The 14252-nt window shown below is 40.2% G+C and carries 15 protein-coding genes; 5 read left to right on the forward strand and 10 right to left on the reverse strand.

The genetic code is table 11. The features are described from left to right. Positions 1 to 111: 111 nt before the first annotated feature. The 3 genes from L1267_RS16685 to L1267_RS16695 form a co-directional block, all read right to left on the reverse strand. A complete protein-coding gene (locus L1267_RS16685; RefSeq protein ID WP_138556978.1) occupies positions 112 to 327 on the reverse strand; it encodes a DUF3820 family protein in 216 nt (71 codons plus the stop codon). A gap of 135 nt (positions 328 to 462) precedes the next feature. Continuing rightward, the gene (locus tag L1267_RS16690) at positions 463 to 744 is read right to left on the reverse strand and encodes a hypothetical protein (protein WP_135924067.1); all 282 of its coding nucleotides are present in this window, start codon (positions 742 to 744) and stop codon (positions 463 to 465) included. Between the two features lie 283 nt (positions 745 to 1027). Next, positions 1028 to 2599, reverse strand: coding sequence for a cation:proton antiporter family protein (locus tag L1267_RS16695; RefSeq protein ID WP_235383491.1), 1572 nt, complete (start codon positions 2597 to 2599; stop codon positions 1028 to 1030). A 223-nt stretch (positions 2600 to 2822) separates the two neighbouring features. Here L1267_RS16695 and L1267_RS16700 point away from each other — a divergent pair, with 223 nt between their 5' ends. Together L1267_RS16700 and L1267_RS16705 are read left to right on the forward strand one after the other, a co-directional pair. Then, positions 2823 to 3566 carry a sporulation protein gene (locus L1267_RS16700; protein ID WP_135924069.1) on the forward strand — a complete coding sequence of 248 codons (744 nt, stop codon included), beginning with the start codon at positions 2823 to 2825 and terminating at the stop codon, positions 3564 to 3566. Positions 3567 to 3635: 69 nt separating this feature from the next. Continuing rightward, on the forward strand, positions 3636 to 4073 hold the full coding sequence (locus tag L1267_RS16705) for a GNAT family N-acetyltransferase (protein ID WP_138556976.1): 438 nt from the start codon (positions 3636 to 3638) through the stop codon (positions 4071 to 4073). 24 nt (positions 4074 to 4097) lie between these two features. Here the strand turns inward: L1267_RS16705 and L1267_RS16710 are convergent, their stop codons facing one another. The 6 genes from L1267_RS16710 to L1267_RS16735 all read right to left on the reverse strand — a co-directional run bounded on the left by L1267_RS16710 (position 4098) and on the right by L1267_RS16735 (position 9843). Next, positions 4098 to 5450 carry a sodium-dependent transporter gene (locus L1267_RS16710; protein ID WP_135924071.1) on the reverse strand — a complete coding sequence of 451 codons (1353 nt, stop codon included), beginning with the start codon at positions 5448 to 5450 and terminating at the stop codon, positions 4098 to 4100. A gap of 172 nt (positions 5451 to 5622) precedes the next feature. Next, a complete protein-coding gene (locus L1267_RS16715) occupies positions 5623 to 6912 on the reverse strand; it encodes an ATP-binding protein (RefSeq protein WP_235383492.1) in 1290 nt (429 codons plus the stop codon). Positions 6913 to 6918: 6 nt separating this feature from the next. Continuing rightward, positions 6919 to 7626: a response regulator transcription factor gene (locus L1267_RS16720; RefSeq protein ID WP_135924073.1), complete on the reverse strand. Its 708-nt coding sequence runs from the start codon at positions 7624 to 7626 to the stop codon at positions 6919 to 6921. Between the two features lie 16 nt (positions 7627 to 7642). Further along, entirely contained in the window at positions 7643 to 8041 is a 399-nt protein-coding gene (locus L1267_RS16725) for a DUF3019 domain-containing protein (protein ID WP_235383493.1), read from the reverse strand. Continuing rightward, positions 8031 to 8870 (reverse strand): MipA/OmpV family protein, encoded by an 840-nt coding sequence (locus tag L1267_RS16730; protein WP_235383494.1) that lies wholly within the window; start codon positions 8868 to 8870, stop codon positions 8031 to 8033. Before L1267_RS16730 ends, L1267_RS16725 begins: the two co-directional genes overlap by 11 nt. A gap of 169 nt (positions 8871 to 9039) precedes the next feature. Continuing rightward, entirely contained in the window at positions 9040 to 9843 is an 804-nt protein-coding gene (locus tag L1267_RS16735; protein WP_135924076.1) for a hypothetical protein, read from the reverse strand. A gap of 116 nt (positions 9844 to 9959) precedes the next feature. Here L1267_RS16735 and L1267_RS16740 point away from each other — a divergent pair, with 116 nt between their 5' ends. After that, positions 9960 to 11111 (forward strand): serine hydrolase domain-containing protein, encoded by a 1152-nt coding sequence (locus L1267_RS16740; protein WP_138556971.1) that lies wholly within the window; start codon positions 9960 to 9962, stop codon positions 11109 to 11111. Positions 11112 to 11207: 96 nt separating this feature from the next. Here L1267_RS16740 and yhbY read toward each other — a convergent pair whose 3' ends face one another. Next, positions 11208 to 11504, reverse strand: coding sequence for a ribosome assembly RNA-binding protein YhbY (gene yhbY, locus L1267_RS16745; RefSeq protein ID WP_135924078.1), 297 nt, complete (start codon positions 11502 to 11504; stop codon positions 11208 to 11210). Positions 11505 to 11593: 89 nt separating this feature from the next. Here yhbY and rlmE point away from each other — a divergent pair, with 89 nt between their 5' ends. Together rlmE and ftsH are read left to right on the forward strand one after the other, a co-directional pair. Next, positions 11594 to 12223, forward strand: a complete 630-nt coding sequence (rlmE, locus tag L1267_RS16750) for a 23S rRNA (uridine(2552)-2'-O)-methyltransferase RlmE (RefSeq protein ID WP_135924079.1) — start codon at positions 11594 to 11596, stop codon at positions 12221 to 12223. 66 nt (positions 12224 to 12289) lie between these two features. Further along, on the forward strand, positions 12290 to 14230 hold the full coding sequence (ftsH, locus tag L1267_RS16755; protein WP_235383495.1) for an ATP-dependent zinc metalloprotease FtsH: 1941 nt from the start codon (positions 12290 to 12292) through the stop codon (positions 14228 to 14230). Positions 14231 to 14252 lie beyond the last annotated feature (22 nt).

A 14252-nucleotide genomic window follows, 5' to 3' on the forward strand; every position in this document is an offset into this window, starting at 1 on the left:
TTACAGATATAAAAAAAGCGCCTGAGGCGCTTTTTAAAGGTTAAAACCAAAAATAAACAAGTAGCAAAGTAATAGACCATACTAATTTATAAAAGTTCTCAAAAAATTTAATTATTTTTCATCTAATAGTGGCATTAGCATTTTTTCAAGACCATTGAGTTTTACTTCGTATATCATCGCAAGTTGTGCCCCTAATTGACCCTCAGGAAATCCCTGCTGTTTAAACCACACTAAATATGGCTCGGGTAGGAGCAGCAATGGTCGACCTGCATACTTGCCAAAGGGCATCTTTGTATTTATGGCACGTTTGAGTAGTGCTGGATCCATCTTATTCTCAGATTTGTATAAAAGGGAGATGATACGGTAAAACAAGGAGAGAAAATAGGCTGTGACGGGCAAGAAACAGCCTATTTAGTGAGGGAGGTAGGCCCTCTGAAAATATTCACTAATTTCTAATAACTATTAGTGAAGTTGATATCGACGTTTTTTTGTAAAACCAAGCTGTTTGAGTTTAAGCAGAATATTAGGGTCATCAATTCTATCGGGTGTGTCGATTTCACGAAGAAAATGATCGCTTGGTACTTGATAAACATCTAGCATCTTGTTGAATAGCACAGCTCTAATATCCGTTGCTGTCATACCATTTTGCTGTAACTCATCAAGCCGCTGTTGTATATCTACAAGTTTCCCGGAACGTGCATCATCCGTGTTTGCTAAAAACTCACTGGTAAACTTATCTTTCATTTAAATAACCTCAATCCATTTAACTACAGTGTATCAAAAAGGCGCAAAACCACAGTGAAGTTAAACGTTTTTGTGTTAAAAATAGATACTTAGCTTAGTACCTTGAGATTGATTCTACTCTTTTTTTAGTAGAGATTGCTATTGTTGATGTAAAGCTTTGTAAATAGCGTTGACCTAGTAAGGGGACGAGGGTTTAAAGGTAAGAAAATAGACTTGGCAACTAACTGAATATAGTGAAATAATTCTCGGTTCCATTTAGAGGAACCGAGAATTATTTTTTACATTATGAAAAAAGTTTCTGTTTTACATGCTCCGCAAAGCCACTACCGGCCTCTAAATAGAAGTTGTAAGTAGAGTCAACCCCCATATCTTCTAATTCTTTTTGTTGGTCAGGGTAATTTGCTATCGCCGTTACTTGACCTTGATAACCTGAAGCCCGAAGTTGCTCCAAGGCAAAAATATTTTGCATATGCTTAGGCATTGCCAACATAACCATACCAACATGTGAATGGTTTACTCGTTGCCAAAAATCAGGGTCAGTTGCGTCGGCAAGTAATACTCGACGACCACGTTGAATATGTTTCTCTACCACATCGGGTTTTATATCGATACCAGCAACAAGGTTTGGATGAGTTTGACTAATTGTTTCATAAGCACCGGTTCCAATCCGACCCATACCAAATATCACAATCTTAGTATCGTTAAGGTTAACTGGCAGCTCTTCTGCAAGCCGAGTATCACTTTCAAATTTAAGTAACCAGCGCTCAATTTTAACGTAGATTTCATTCGAACGTTTGTTAAGGGGGGATGCCAAAATAAAGGTGATCGAAACAGCAATTGCCATTACTGCAAGCCATTCTGAAGTGATCATATTGCTTGATGCTGCAACGGCACAAACAATAAGCCCAAACTCACTGTAGTTTGCAAGGCTAAAAGCACTTAACAAAGAAGTACGTGCGCGCAGTTTGAATGCATTAGTTAATACATAATACAGCGCCACTTTTATCGGTAATACGAAAACTAATACCAGCGCAACAAGTACTGCGTGGCTAGTTAGCTCTGCATTCAAACCAATATTTAAGAAAAAACCAACGAGTAATATATCTTTTAGATTAAGAAGAGACTTTGATAATTCACCCGCTTTTTTATGTGCAGCGAACATCATGCCTATTATCAATGCACCTAAATCACCTTTTAAGCCTGCAAATTCAAAAGCGTGATAGCCAATAACAAGGGCAAAGAAAAAGCCAAATAAAGGTAATAACTCACCGTGCTTTGATCGGTTTAATACCCAAAACATAACTGGGCGTAACAGAGGTAAAGCAACTAATAGCGCCAGCGCCCAAATGTTCGGCGCTTTTCCTGTACTAATAGCCAAGAAGATCACCGCGAAGATGTCTTGCATAACCAGAATACCGATGGAGATTTTACCGTGCAGACTGGCCATCTCGCCGCGCTCTTCAAGTACCTTCACAGCAAACACTGTACTTGAGAAACTAAAAGCAAAGCCCACTAACAATGCGCTTTGCCATGTAAGCTCGCTGAATAAAGGCAGTGCAATTGCGCCAAGCAGCAGCATAAAAGCACTGAACAGTGTGCTACTAATTACAATATGTAATGAAGCAGGGGCCCACACCTGAGTCTTGATTAAATTAGCCACTTTTAGTTTAAGGCCAATACTAAATAGCAGCAGGGTAACACCTAAGTTTGCAAGGGTATTGAGTAATTCTGTTGTTTTATAGCCATATAAATTAAGCGCGAAGCCTGCTAACAAAAAGCCAATAAGAGGAGGAAGCTTTAACTGGTAAACAGCAAAGCCACAGACAAACGCAGTAGCAAAGTAGATTAATTCCATAATTATTCTTGTAACTTCATTTGTTAGCAGTGTAGCGAAATATTTCTTATTGGAAAACAATATCGAAGCAGAAGAGTTTAAAAAATAAACACATTTGCGCTATTTATTGATTAATCCGTCAAAAGCACCATTTTTTCGCTGACAATAGCTTTTAATTGTGGTTAAGATGCAATAACGAAGGAATTTAAGTCGTCTTTTATTAAAGTTGGCTTAAGGAGAAAAGATGTTTAAGAAAATCCTTGCATCAGTAGGTATTGGTGCAGCTAAAGTTGACACTGTACTTGAGACAGAGCACTTGCAACCAGGTCAAAAGTTCAACGCTATGATTGTGATTAAAGGCGGTGATGTTGATCAAGAAATTGCTGGTTTAGATTTGGCGCTTATGACGCGTGTAAAAGTTGAAAGCGAAGAAGGCGATTATTTTACCAATCATGTCATTGAAAAGTGGCGTATTCCAGATATTGGTATTATCAGTGCCGGTGCAGAAAAGCATATCCCGTTTGAAGCACGACTACATTCTGAAACCCCAATAACAGAAATCAATGCCGGCTATAATCAATCCCATGTCTGGCTTGAGACAGGTTTAGATATTGATTTAGCACTCGACCCAACGGATCGTGATGCCTTACACATTTACCCTAATGATGCTGTTAGTACATTAATGGAAGCAATGGATAGGCTTGGTTTTAATTTAGTAAAAGCAGATGTTGAAAAAGGTTATTTGCGCGCACCTACTTTTCAATCTCATTCAGGCTGCTACCAAGAGCTTGAGTATCGACCAAACAGTCGAAGCTTATTTGGCTTACAAGAGATTGAATTATCATTTGTTCCTGAAGCTCATAAAACACATGTGCTAATTGAGCTTGACCGTGCCTTTAGAGGTGATGGTTATGTGGATTTAACTATTGAGCATGATCACGTAAATCTATCCCAGTTATGTGACCAGCTTGAACGATTATTTGCTTAAAGACTAACGACTGAATAGTTAGTTAAAACCCAGCTAAGGCTGGGTTTTTTGTCTTCGAAAAGGAGCGTTATGTATATTGTTAAAAGTTATGACGAACTCAGTAAAGATGAGTTGCTCGCAATTTTACGTGCCCGGGTAGACGTATTTGTCGTAGAACAAAACTGTCCTTACCCGGAAATTGACGATGTTGATAATGATGAATTAACTCAGCACGTATTTTTATTCAGAGAGCAGCAACTTGCAGCCTATGCACGTTGTTATAAGAAAAATGAGCAGTATAGTGCATTTGGTCGTGTGCTGGTTGCGCAGCAATTTCGCGGTGAAGGGTTAGCGACTAAACTCGTGCAAATGGCAATTGATACCTGTCTAGAACACTGGCCTGATAAAGCAATTATGATTGGGGCTCAATGCTACTTAACAGGGTTTTATCAGCAGTTTGGCTTTGAGAATGTGGGTGATGATTATTTAGAAGATGGTATTCCACATCAAGATATGTGTCTGAGGTAGCCAAATGGCTACCTCAGCAATGTGTTAACTTAACAGTGAGTTTGCAAACACGAGTGAGATGGCAAGTGGGCAAATGAACTTGATATACCATGGCCATACTTTCCAGAAGAAGCTATTCGCAACATCAGGGCAGCCTTGCTGAATTTCTTTTAATAAAGATGCTCTATGCCAGATCCAGCCTACAAAAATACAGCACATTAAGCCAAGAATTGGTTGGCCAATTTTAGTGGTTAAAGTTATTACAAAGCCAAATAGCGTCCCTAGATTAAACACTATCGTAAAACTTATCAGTGCAATAATACCGCCGATGATCCAAGTTGCTTGCACACGCTTTAAAGCAAAGCGTTCAACTGCATAAGACACTGGGGCTTCTAGCATTGAAATTGATGAAGTTAATGCGGCGATGCTCATCAAAGCAAAGAAAGCAAAGCCAACAAAAATACCTACATCTCCCATACTTGTAAACAGGGCAGGTAATACCTGAAACACCAAGGTATCTTCAGAAAGTAATGCGCCTTCAGGCGAAAATATCTGTACGCCTTGTGCCTGTGCTACATACATTGCAGGGATAATTAATAAACCGGCTACAAAAGCAATAAACACGTCAATAAGCGTTACATATGCACCTAGCGATACGAGGTTTTCTTTTTTACTGATGTATGAGCCATAAATAATCATCACACTTGTACCGAGCGATAGTGAGAAGAATGCTTGACCTAAAGCATTAACAAGTAGCTCAGGATTTAAAATTGAAGAAAAGTCAGGCACTAAATACGCTTTTAAGCCAGCAATAGCCCCATCTTGCGTCATTACATAAATGATCAGCATGAACAAAATACCTAGCAATGCAGGCATTAAGCGCTTTGACCACTTTTCGATGCCGTTTTCTACACCTTTCGAAATAATTGACACGGTCAAAATGATAAAAGCAGCTGTGAATATTAAGTTTCTTGATAGTGACTGCTCACTTAACCAAGTGCTTGCTTGGGCTTGCCCAGATAACTGTGCGACAGGCTCTAAAGTAGCACTTAGCATCCAGCCTGCAACAATAGCATAAAAGCTTAAGATAAGGCCCGCACAGATAATGCCACCAAACCCAACCATAAATGCAAATTTCTTCTGCCACTGATGATTAGTCACTTTTCTAAGCGAACTGACAGCATTAGCTTGCCCATGACGACCAATAACTAGCTCTGCCATTAATGCAGGATAAGCTAAACAAAACGCCAGTACTAAATAGGCAACCAAAAAAGCGGCACCGCCATTACTTGCTGTTTGTGTTGGGAAGCCCCAAATGTTTCCTAGGCCAACGGCAGAGCCCGCTGCAGCCATTATAAATCCAAAGCGGGAGCTGAACTCCCCACGTGATGCGCTCATATTATTTTACTTCTCTATCTTTGACGGCGCTGACAATCTACTTGAATTAACATCAAATAAAAAGAGTTAATCTAGGTCAAATTCGTTCTATATATTGTTATCTTTGAAGTCAGCGTACATTTCGTGCAATTGTTCTCTACAATACGAGACAATTAACATAATTGAAACATGTTTAAAGGCTTTTATTTTGAATTGAAAGAGTAAAACAAGCGCCTCCGAGCTGTTTGCTCTTTGTAACGCTGACAGTGCCGTGGTGCCAGTCAGCAACTTTAGCGACAATGGCTAAACCTAGTCCATAACTTTCACCATCTCGATTACGATGAGTCTGCTCTTGGAAAAATGGACTGAATACTTTATGCCAGTTTTTTGGATCTATTCCCGGACCATCATCTTCAATTGTAAAAATAACCTGATTTCCAGCTTGTTTAGCGGAAATCAGAATTTCTGATGTCGCAAAATCACAAGCGTTGCTCAATAAATTAACGATTGCTCTGGCTAACCAGTGTAGATCGGCACATACAGCGCCAGGTTCGATTTGTTGCTGAATGCGAAGCTGACGTTGCTCCAGTTTAGGTTCTAGTTGGTGAACTAAAGTAAGGGTATAACTATCAAGATCTGACTCATTAAAAGTGAGCTGATTCGCTTTTTGTTCTAGTGTGGCAAAAGCAAGGTAGCTTTTTAGCATCGACTCCATTTGATCAAGATCTTGCTCCATACGGGCAAGGTACTCCAGACGTTTTTGTTCGTTTGGACTATCTTGTGCTGCCTCTAACCCAAACCGTAAACAGGCAATAGGTGTTCGTATATCATGCGATAAACTTGACGCCATCAACTTGTTTTCTTCAAGTAGCTTTTCTATCTGGCTTGCCATGCGGTTAAAGGTTAGCTCGACGTCCTTGATATAGGTAAAATGTGATACATGAATGCGGCTTTTCAAGTCACCTTTAGCAAAACGTTGCGCCGCGTCATTTAACACCGATAAGCGCTTTGCTAATGGAGTAATGATAAAACCCATGAACACACAAAGCCCAGCATAAAAAAGCATAGTTAGTAACACATCGTTACCTTGTTCATGGCTATGGTCTTTCATTAAGCGCATTTTTAAATGGTGTGGCCCTAAGTTTGGTTCACTGTAAAGCAAGTAATAACCTTGTTGATCTTCGAGAATAAGCCCGCTTGGTTGCGTAATTTGTGCAAGTAATGATTGAGGTAAAGCAAGCGATTGGGTTGGTCTGTATTCAAGCTGAACAGTAAAGTCATCATTAAGTTGCTTGATAGCTTGTGGGCGTTGGCTGGGTGAAATTGCTGCTAATTGTTTTGCAAAACCTTTTATCATTTGGGTTTCGCTATAAAAAACGTCATGAGGCGTTTGGGTTTGCTGACTGAACGCGTCAATAAGCCAACCCAAAATGATAATTGAAAGGAGTGCACTGCCTAATAAGGAAAGGTAAAACTTTTTCACACGCGTTTACTGCCACGCTGTCGAAACAAGCAAATAGCCTTTGCCCCAGATCGTTTTAATTTTTTCTGGGTGTTGTGGATCATCATTAAACTTTTTACGTAAAGACGAGATGAGCACATCGACACTTCTGTCTAAGCCATCATACTCTCTGCCTTTCGTCGCCTTAAACACGGCGTCTCGTGATACCACTTGGCCTGCATTACTGGCAAGGTAATGTAATAATAAATATTCTGCACTTGAAATATGAACTTCATCTTCGCCAAAGTACACAGTACGTGATTCTGTATTGATAGTGAGTTTACCAACATTGATTGTGGTACTTTCTTTGCTGGTATCTTGCGAGTCAGTTTTAGAGCGCAATGCGGCTTTTATGCGCGCGAGCAGAGCACGAGGACGCACAGGCTTCATCATGTAATCACTAGCACCTACTTCAAGACCAATCACTTCATCCATTTCTTCGTCGCGTGCTGTCAGCATGATAATAGGAGCCTGATAGAACTGCCTTAAATCACGACAAACACTAATGCCGTCTTGTCCGGGCAGCATTATATCGAGTAACACTAAGTCAGGAGCTGTTTTACGTACCTGCTCAACAACGAGGTCGCCTCGTGAACAAATAGTGGTTTTATAACCTTGTTCAATTAAGTATTCGGCCACCCAATTGGCGAGTGAAATATCATCTTCAACTAATAATATTGTTCCGTAATGTTCCATTATTTACTCCAAACGGTTAGAACAGTCGCCAACGGCGTTTCTTTTGACGATTTTTATAAACCCACTGTAATTGTATTTCAGTGGTGGCAACGACTTTGCCGTTGTCACTATTAATAAGTTCAAAGCCAATTGTTTCTGCTGAGTCGAATTCGTAGCGAAATAAACCCTTTTGTTGCATCAGCCAGCATTGAATGATGTGTTTGCTTTGTTCGTTGCGTAAGCAATAATTGCCTATGCTCTGTTGTTGCCAACTAATGTCTACATCGGCGTAACAGCTTCTGCCCTCACGAAGTGCAACACAGGTGTCAGGTAATGCAACCAAGGCATTAGCTTTAGTATCAACGGATTGTTGTTCTTGCGCATGTAATGAGGCAGATAACCCGAACGCTATGATGAAATAATACTTAAAAGACATAGCGCACGCCTACCTTGGCTTTATGCTGATACTGTTGTGAAATAATAGGGCTTTGGTGAATATCACTAGAAAACCAAGTAGACAGCCAGCCTGTTAAGAATACCCAATGTCTGTTAAGCGGATATTCGGCATGAAATTCAAAGATCAGGCTGTAAGAGGTATCAGGGCGATAAACAGGGCGGTTTGCAAGTGCTTCTGATTCTGAAATACCAAAATAATAATTAGTAAAGTCTTCAGAATAGGCACTTAAGCCAACACCAGAACGAAACTCCCAGTTTCGCCATGGAATTATTTGGCTATAAAACGAATTCATTACCCAGCCATTATGTGTGCCGGAAACATCTTGTAAATACTCAAATGAAATTTGCGAGTTTTCAAAGCGGCGAGATAAACGCAAGCCAACATCAAAATCGTAATTTCTATTTTTTATCCCTGCTAGTTCATCGATGACATCGTCACCATAAAAGGCGAGACCAGTTTCATCAAAACCAGATTGAATGTTTGTACCGACTAAATCAAGACCCCATTCAAACTTGTCAATCAAGCTATAGCCCATAGTTAGGCCACCACTTAATTGGCTTTGGTCATAATCGAGGTAAAACTTTTCATACGATATTGCAAGGTGAATGTCTGGCTCAAAACCATCATTGTATGAATCCATGCCCACTAGGTAAGAGTCTTCGATGTAATAACCCGCTCCAATGCCCCAGTCCCAAGCAAAGCCTTGGCTTGGCTCCAAAGTGTTGTCAGCATAATAGCGATTACTGGCATGGCTTGATGCAGCGAAAAACCACAAGCAAAGTACTAAAATGGTGGCGTAAACTCGCAATGTCTCATCCTTGTTTCGAAAAAGTAATGTCGTAAGAGGATATAGTATATTGTTATCGAGTTCCTGTAATCTGTAAAAAAATGTAGGTGTGGGCTTAGATGTGTAAGAAAGTGTTACGAGTACTAAAAGATAGGCTGTTTGTTTATGGGTAAAACAAACAGCCTAGATGTTATTGTACTTTAATTTTATCGAGCAGGATGCTGCTGAGGTAATATTGCATCATAGGTGTTAGAGCACTAATTTCAGTGCGATTACACGGACCTTGTTGCTTAGTTAATGAACTCATACGCATCACAGTTTGGTAAGGCGGTACCTGTACTTTTTTGTTAATGCGCTCTAGACGAGCTTGTTCAGTATTTTGTGCATGAATAAAGCTGGCAACTTCTAGCTCATTTTTAATAGTTTGCTGTTGCTCTACACGATAAATAAGAGGCTCACGGTGAAAGCTCGCGCTGTCGATTGAAGATTTTGCAAACCAGACCACATCTCCGGTCTTTTTATGCGTTAGACGCATGCTAACTTGTGCCAAAATAGTTGCGCATTGTTGAGTTGGATATTGCGCAGCAACATCTGCAAACAATGGAAATGCTTTATCGGGCTTAACTAGCTGATATTCAGTATCATCAACCAAATCTAAATCAAGCTGATGAATCGACAAAGCGTAATCAGCTTCATCACCTTCTATTACTTTTAATTGTTTTTCGATTAAAGCATCTGAAATTTGTTTATAAAGAGTGTCAGTAACACTCGTTTTGTCGGCAATAATAGTAACAGTCTGATTCTTTTTAACGGCATGGGCTGGCAATTGAACAGACTTAACTTTAGGAGCTTCGTGCTCTGTTTGATACTCAATTTGAAAGTATTGGCTTTGCAGTGTCGGTTTTTTTGGCATAGTTAAAAGCGGTGCTGGTTCTGGTTTTAAAGCGCAACCAACTGAGATAAAACAAAAAATCAAAACAAAAAGAAAGCGCATATAGTATAATCTACCCATAAAAAATAAAGATTAAGCGTATTGTACGTTAGTCGAAGCAAAAGTTCATGATATTATGTTATGAGAAACTTCCTAAACGAATTTAAAAAAAATAACTAATGAAGTACAGTTTACGTTTTATTCCTTTCTTTTTTCTCCTTCTTATTCAGCTTTTTTCAAGTCGGTATGCACTTGCTAGTGATCAGCAATGGCAAACATTCGTCAATGATTATAATAAATATTTAACCCGTAAGTTAACAAGTAAAGGTATACCTGGCGGTTCATTGGCGATTGTGAAGTTAGGTGAAGAAGATTTCATCAAAGGGATTGGGCGAACAAAAATAAAGGATGGTCGCAGGGTAAACCAACATACTCGGTTTCGTTTAGCTTCAGTGTCAAAAACTTTTGCAGGCTCACTTACTGCAAAACTTGCGGCACAAGGCGAATTTAATATTGATGATCCAATTAGTAAATTTATTCCTGAGTTTTCAAATACCGTCTACAAAGATGATTTAAAAATTTATCATATATTGAGTCATTCAAGCGGCTTGGTGCCAAATGCCTACGATAACTTAATCGAATCACGGATGAGTTATCCCGACATTGTTGAACGTTTATTAGCAGTAGAACCAATTTGTAAGCCTAGTGAGTGCTATGGCTATCAAAATGTGATGTTTAGTTTAATTGATTCAGTAATTTTAAAATCAACTCAAATGGATTATTCCCACTGGATCACTGAATATATTTTTGCGCCACTAAAAATGAATGATGCCAGCGTTGGTTTTGAAGGCATGGTAAAAGATGAAAACTATGCGCATCCACATGTGCGTGGCAGAAAGCGTTGGTATACATCACGTTTAAAGAAAAATTATTATAAGGTGCCGGCGGCAGCAGGTGTAAATGCAAGCGCCAGTGATATGGCAATATGGCTAAACGCCCAATTAGGGCAATTCCCTGATGTGCTGCCATTGGATGCGCTGATCAAACAAACACGCCCTTATACGCATACCAAAAAGGAAACTCGCCGCAGAGTATGGCGAGAGCACGTAAATGATGCTTTTTACGGATTAGGGTGGCGTATTTATGACTATGATGACGAAGTACTTTATTACCATAGTGGCTGGGTGCAAGGTTATCGTAGTGATCTTGTGGTGTTTCCACATTTGAATATTGGCTTTAGTTTAGTATTGAATGCCGAAACGGGTTTGATTAATGAATTAACTACTGAGTTCATTAATCGGGTACTTAAATACACTCGTGCAGAAAAATAGCAAGCGACTCATGTTTGGTTACAAAATAAAATCGATTCAGAAATAGAAAAGCCAGCGAGTAACGCTGGCTTTTATTTTTAAATTGCCGATACGGACTTAGCCGCGTGGTAATTGAATTTTTTTATCTTCGCTTTGACGATACAGTACAATTGTGTGACCAATTGTCTGAAGCTTCTCTGCTTTAGTCTCGCGAACAATCGCATCAAAAATCAATGCTTTAGTTTCACGATCATCAGTAGGTACCTTAACCTTGATTAATTCGTGAATGTCTAAAGCGCTGTCAATCTCAACCAAAACACCTTCGGTTAAACCGTTAGCACCAAGTAATACAACAGGTTTTAAACTGTGTGCTTGACCTTTTAAAAACTGCTTTTGTTTGTTCGATAATTTCATGTTGTTACAAATTTTGCTGAATATGGCTTGAATTAAGGGTATTCTAACGCCATCTAGAGAATATTACTAATTAGTTACGTATTAATTTTATGGCAAATAAAAAACATTCAGCCAGTTCTAAGCGTTGGCTGAAGGAACATTTCGACGATCCTTATGTTCACGAAGCGCAAAAGAAAGGCTGGCGTTCTCGTGCGGTATTCAAATTAGACGAAATTCAAAACAAAGATAAATTAATCAAACCATCAATGACGGTGGTTGATTTAGGTGCGGCTCCAGGTAGTTGGTCACAATACTTAGCAGAAAAAGTAGGTGATAATGGTCAAGTTATTGCGTGTGATATCCTACCAATGGATTCGCTAGCAGGTGTCGACTTTTTGCAAGGCGACTTCCGTGAAGAAGCCGTGCTTGATGCGTTATTAACTCGTATTGACGGAAAAAATGTTGATGTGGTGTTTTCTGACATGGCACCAAATATGAGCGGCAATACATCTGTTGACCAAGCTGGTAGTATGTACCTAGTAGAACTCGCGTTGGATATGTGTCACCAAGTTTTAAAGAAAAACGGCGCATTTTGTGTCAAAGTATTCCAAGGCGAAGGATTTGATCAATACTTGCAGGACGTACGTAATAGCTTTAAAGCGGTAAAAATTAGAAAGCCCGATGCTTCGCGTGCCCGTTCTCGGGAAGTTTATATAGTGGCGACAGGCTACAAACTGTAGTACAGTTGTGCAGCGTTAAGTTGAATTTAAATTAATTGGATACAAGAGGTTAACCCCTTGAGCGATATGGCGAAAAATCTAATACTCTGGCTGGTCATTGCAGTAGTGCTAATGTCAGTGTTTCAGAGCTTTAATGGTGGTGATCAAGTTGATCGCCAAACAAGTTACACTCAGTTTGTAAGCGATGCTCGTAGCGGCGCTATTCAAGAAGTTTCAATCGAAAGCACAACAGGTACTATTACTGGCACCAAAACAAACGGTGAGCGCTTTCAAACTATCATGCCAATGTATGATAAAGACATTTTGAACGATTTATTAAAAAGCAATGTCAATGTGAAAGGTGTAAAGCCTGAAGAGCAGTCTTTCCTCGCCAGCATTTTAATCTCTTGGTTCCCAATGTTACTGCTTATTGGTGTATGGATTTTCTTCATGCGTCAAATGCAAGGTGGTGGCGGTAAAGGCGCGATGTCTTTCGGTAAGAGCAAAGCGCGCCTGATGAGTGAAGACCAAGTTAAAACTACTTTTGCTGATGTTGCTGGTTGTGACGAAGCAAAAGAAGATGTAACTGAGCTGGTTGACTTCTTACGTGACCCATCTAAATTCCAAAAGCTAGGTGGTAGCATCCCGAAAGGCGTACTAATGGTAGGTCCTCCGGGTACAGGTAAAACGTTACTTGCAAAAGCCGTTGCAGGTGAAGCAAAAGTGCCGTTTTTCACAATCTCAGGTTCTGATTTCGTAGAAATGTTCGTTGGTGTTGGTGCATCACGTGTACGTGACATGTTCGAGCAAGCGAAGAAAGCCGCACCGTGTATCATCTTTATCGACGAAATTGATGCGGTAGGCCGTAAACGTGGCGCCGGCATGGGTGGTGGTCACGATGAGCGTGAGCAAACACTTAACCAAATGCTTGTAGAGATGGATGGTTTTGAAGGTAACGAAGGTATTATTGTTATCGCAGCAACCAACCGCCCTGATGTATTAGACCCAGCATTATTACGTCCTGGTCGTTTTGACCGTCAAGTTGTTGTTGGTTTACCAGACATTCGCGGACGTGAACAGATCTTAAAAGTACATATGCGCAAAGTACCACTAGGTGACAACGTAGAAGCGGCTGTAATTGCACGTGGTACGCCAGGTTTCTCTGGTGCTGATCTTGCTAACTTAGTTAACGAAGCTGCGCTATATGCTGCACGTGGTAACAAGCGTGTAGTAAGCATGGCAGAGTTTGATGCAGCAAAAGATAAAATCATGATGGGTGCAGAGCGTAAGACCATGGTGATGAGTGAGCAAGAAAAAGAAATGACTGCTTACCATGAAGCTGGTCACGCGATTGTTGGTCGCATGGTGCCTGAACATGACCCTGTGTATAAAGTATCGATTATCCCTCGTGGCCGTGCACTGGGTGTTACTATGTACTTGCCAGAGCAAGACCGCGTGAGTCACTCAAAAGAGCTGCTGGAGTCAATGATTTCGAGCCTTTATGGTGGCCGTATTGCTGAAGCTTTAATCTATGGCGAAGATAAAGTAACTACGGGCGCAAGTAACGATATTGAACGTGCAACTGATATTGCTCGTAAAATGGTTACTCAGTGGGGTCTAAGTGAAAAGCTAGGTCCATTACTTTATGCTGAAGATCAAAACGAAATGTACATGGGTGGCGGTGGTAGCCGTGCTATGAGCATGTCAGATGAAACAGCTAAAGTTATCGATAGTGAAGTGCGTTTGTTCTCAGACCGTAACTACCAACGTGCTGAGCAAATATTAAAAGATAACATCGACATTCTTCATGCGATGAAAGACGCACTTATGAAGTACGAGACGATTGATGCGGGTCAAATTGATGACTTAATGGCTCGTAAGCCAGTTCGTGAACCTCGTGATGTTCATGACCGTCGTCCAGATGATAAAAAATCTACGGCTCCGAAAGTAGAATCGGCACCCGAAGAGACAAAAAGCGAAGATTCAGTAAAAAAGGATGAAACAAACCTTGATGACAAAGCTGAATAATCGCTAAAATAGAAAAAGCAAA

Origin of the sequence: Pseudoalteromonas sp. OFAV1 (genome assembly GCF_021532595.1) — a bacterium.
Classification (GTDB): Bacteria; Pseudomonadota; Gammaproteobacteria; order Enterobacterales; family Alteromonadaceae; genus Pseudoalteromonas; species Pseudoalteromonas lipolytica_C.

Bases quoted from the DNA above. Each gene is read 5' to 3' on its own strand.
- L1267_RS16710 (WP_135924071.1), bottom strand. From the start codon at position 5,450: ATGAGCGCATCACGTGGGGAGTTCAGCTCCCGCTTTGGATTTATAATG.
- L1267_RS16720 (WP_135924073.1), bottom strand. From the start codon at position 7,626: ATGGAACATTACGGAACAATATTATTAGTTGAAGATGATATTTCACTC.
- yhbY (WP_135924078.1), bottom strand. From the start codon at position 11,504: ATGAAATTATCGAACAAACAAAAGCAGTTTTTAAAAGGTCAAGCACAC.
- L1267_RS16690 (WP_135924067.1), bottom strand. From the start codon at position 744: ATGAAAGATAAGTTTACCAGTGAGTTTTTAGCAAACACGGATGATGCA.
- L1267_RS16725 (WP_235383493.1), bottom strand. From the start codon at position 8,041: ATGTCTTTTAAGTATTATTTCATCATAGCGTTCGGGTTATCTGCCTCA.
- L1267_RS16700 (WP_135924069.1), top strand. From the start codon at position 2,823: ATGTTTAAGAAAATCCTTGCATCAGTAGGTATTGGTGCAGCTAAAGTT.
- L1267_RS16695 (WP_235383491.1), bottom strand. From the start codon at position 2,599: ATGGAATTAATCTACTTTGCTACTGCGTTTGTCTGTGGCTTTGCTGTT.
- ftsH (WP_235383495.1), top strand. From the start codon at position 12,290: ATGGCGAAAAATCTAATACTCTGGCTGGTCATTGCAGTAGTGCTAATG.
- L1267_RS16705 (WP_138556976.1), top strand. From the start codon at position 3,636: ATGTATATTGTTAAAAGTTATGACGAACTCAGTAAAGATGAGTTGCTC.
- rlmE (WP_135924079.1), top strand. From the start codon at position 11,594: ATGGCAAATAAAAAACATTCAGCCAGTTCTAAGCGTTGGCTGAAGGAA.
- L1267_RS16735 (WP_135924076.1), bottom strand. From the start codon at position 9,843: ATGCGCTTTCTTTTTGTTTTGATTTTTTGTTTTATCTCAGTTGGTTGC.
- L1267_RS16740 (WP_138556971.1), top strand. From the start codon at position 9,960: ATGAAGTACAGTTTACGTTTTATTCCTTTCTTTTTTCTCCTTCTTATT.
- L1267_RS16685 (WP_138556978.1), bottom strand. From the start codon at position 327: ATGGATCCAGCACTACTCAAACGTGCCATAAATACAAAGATGCCCTTT.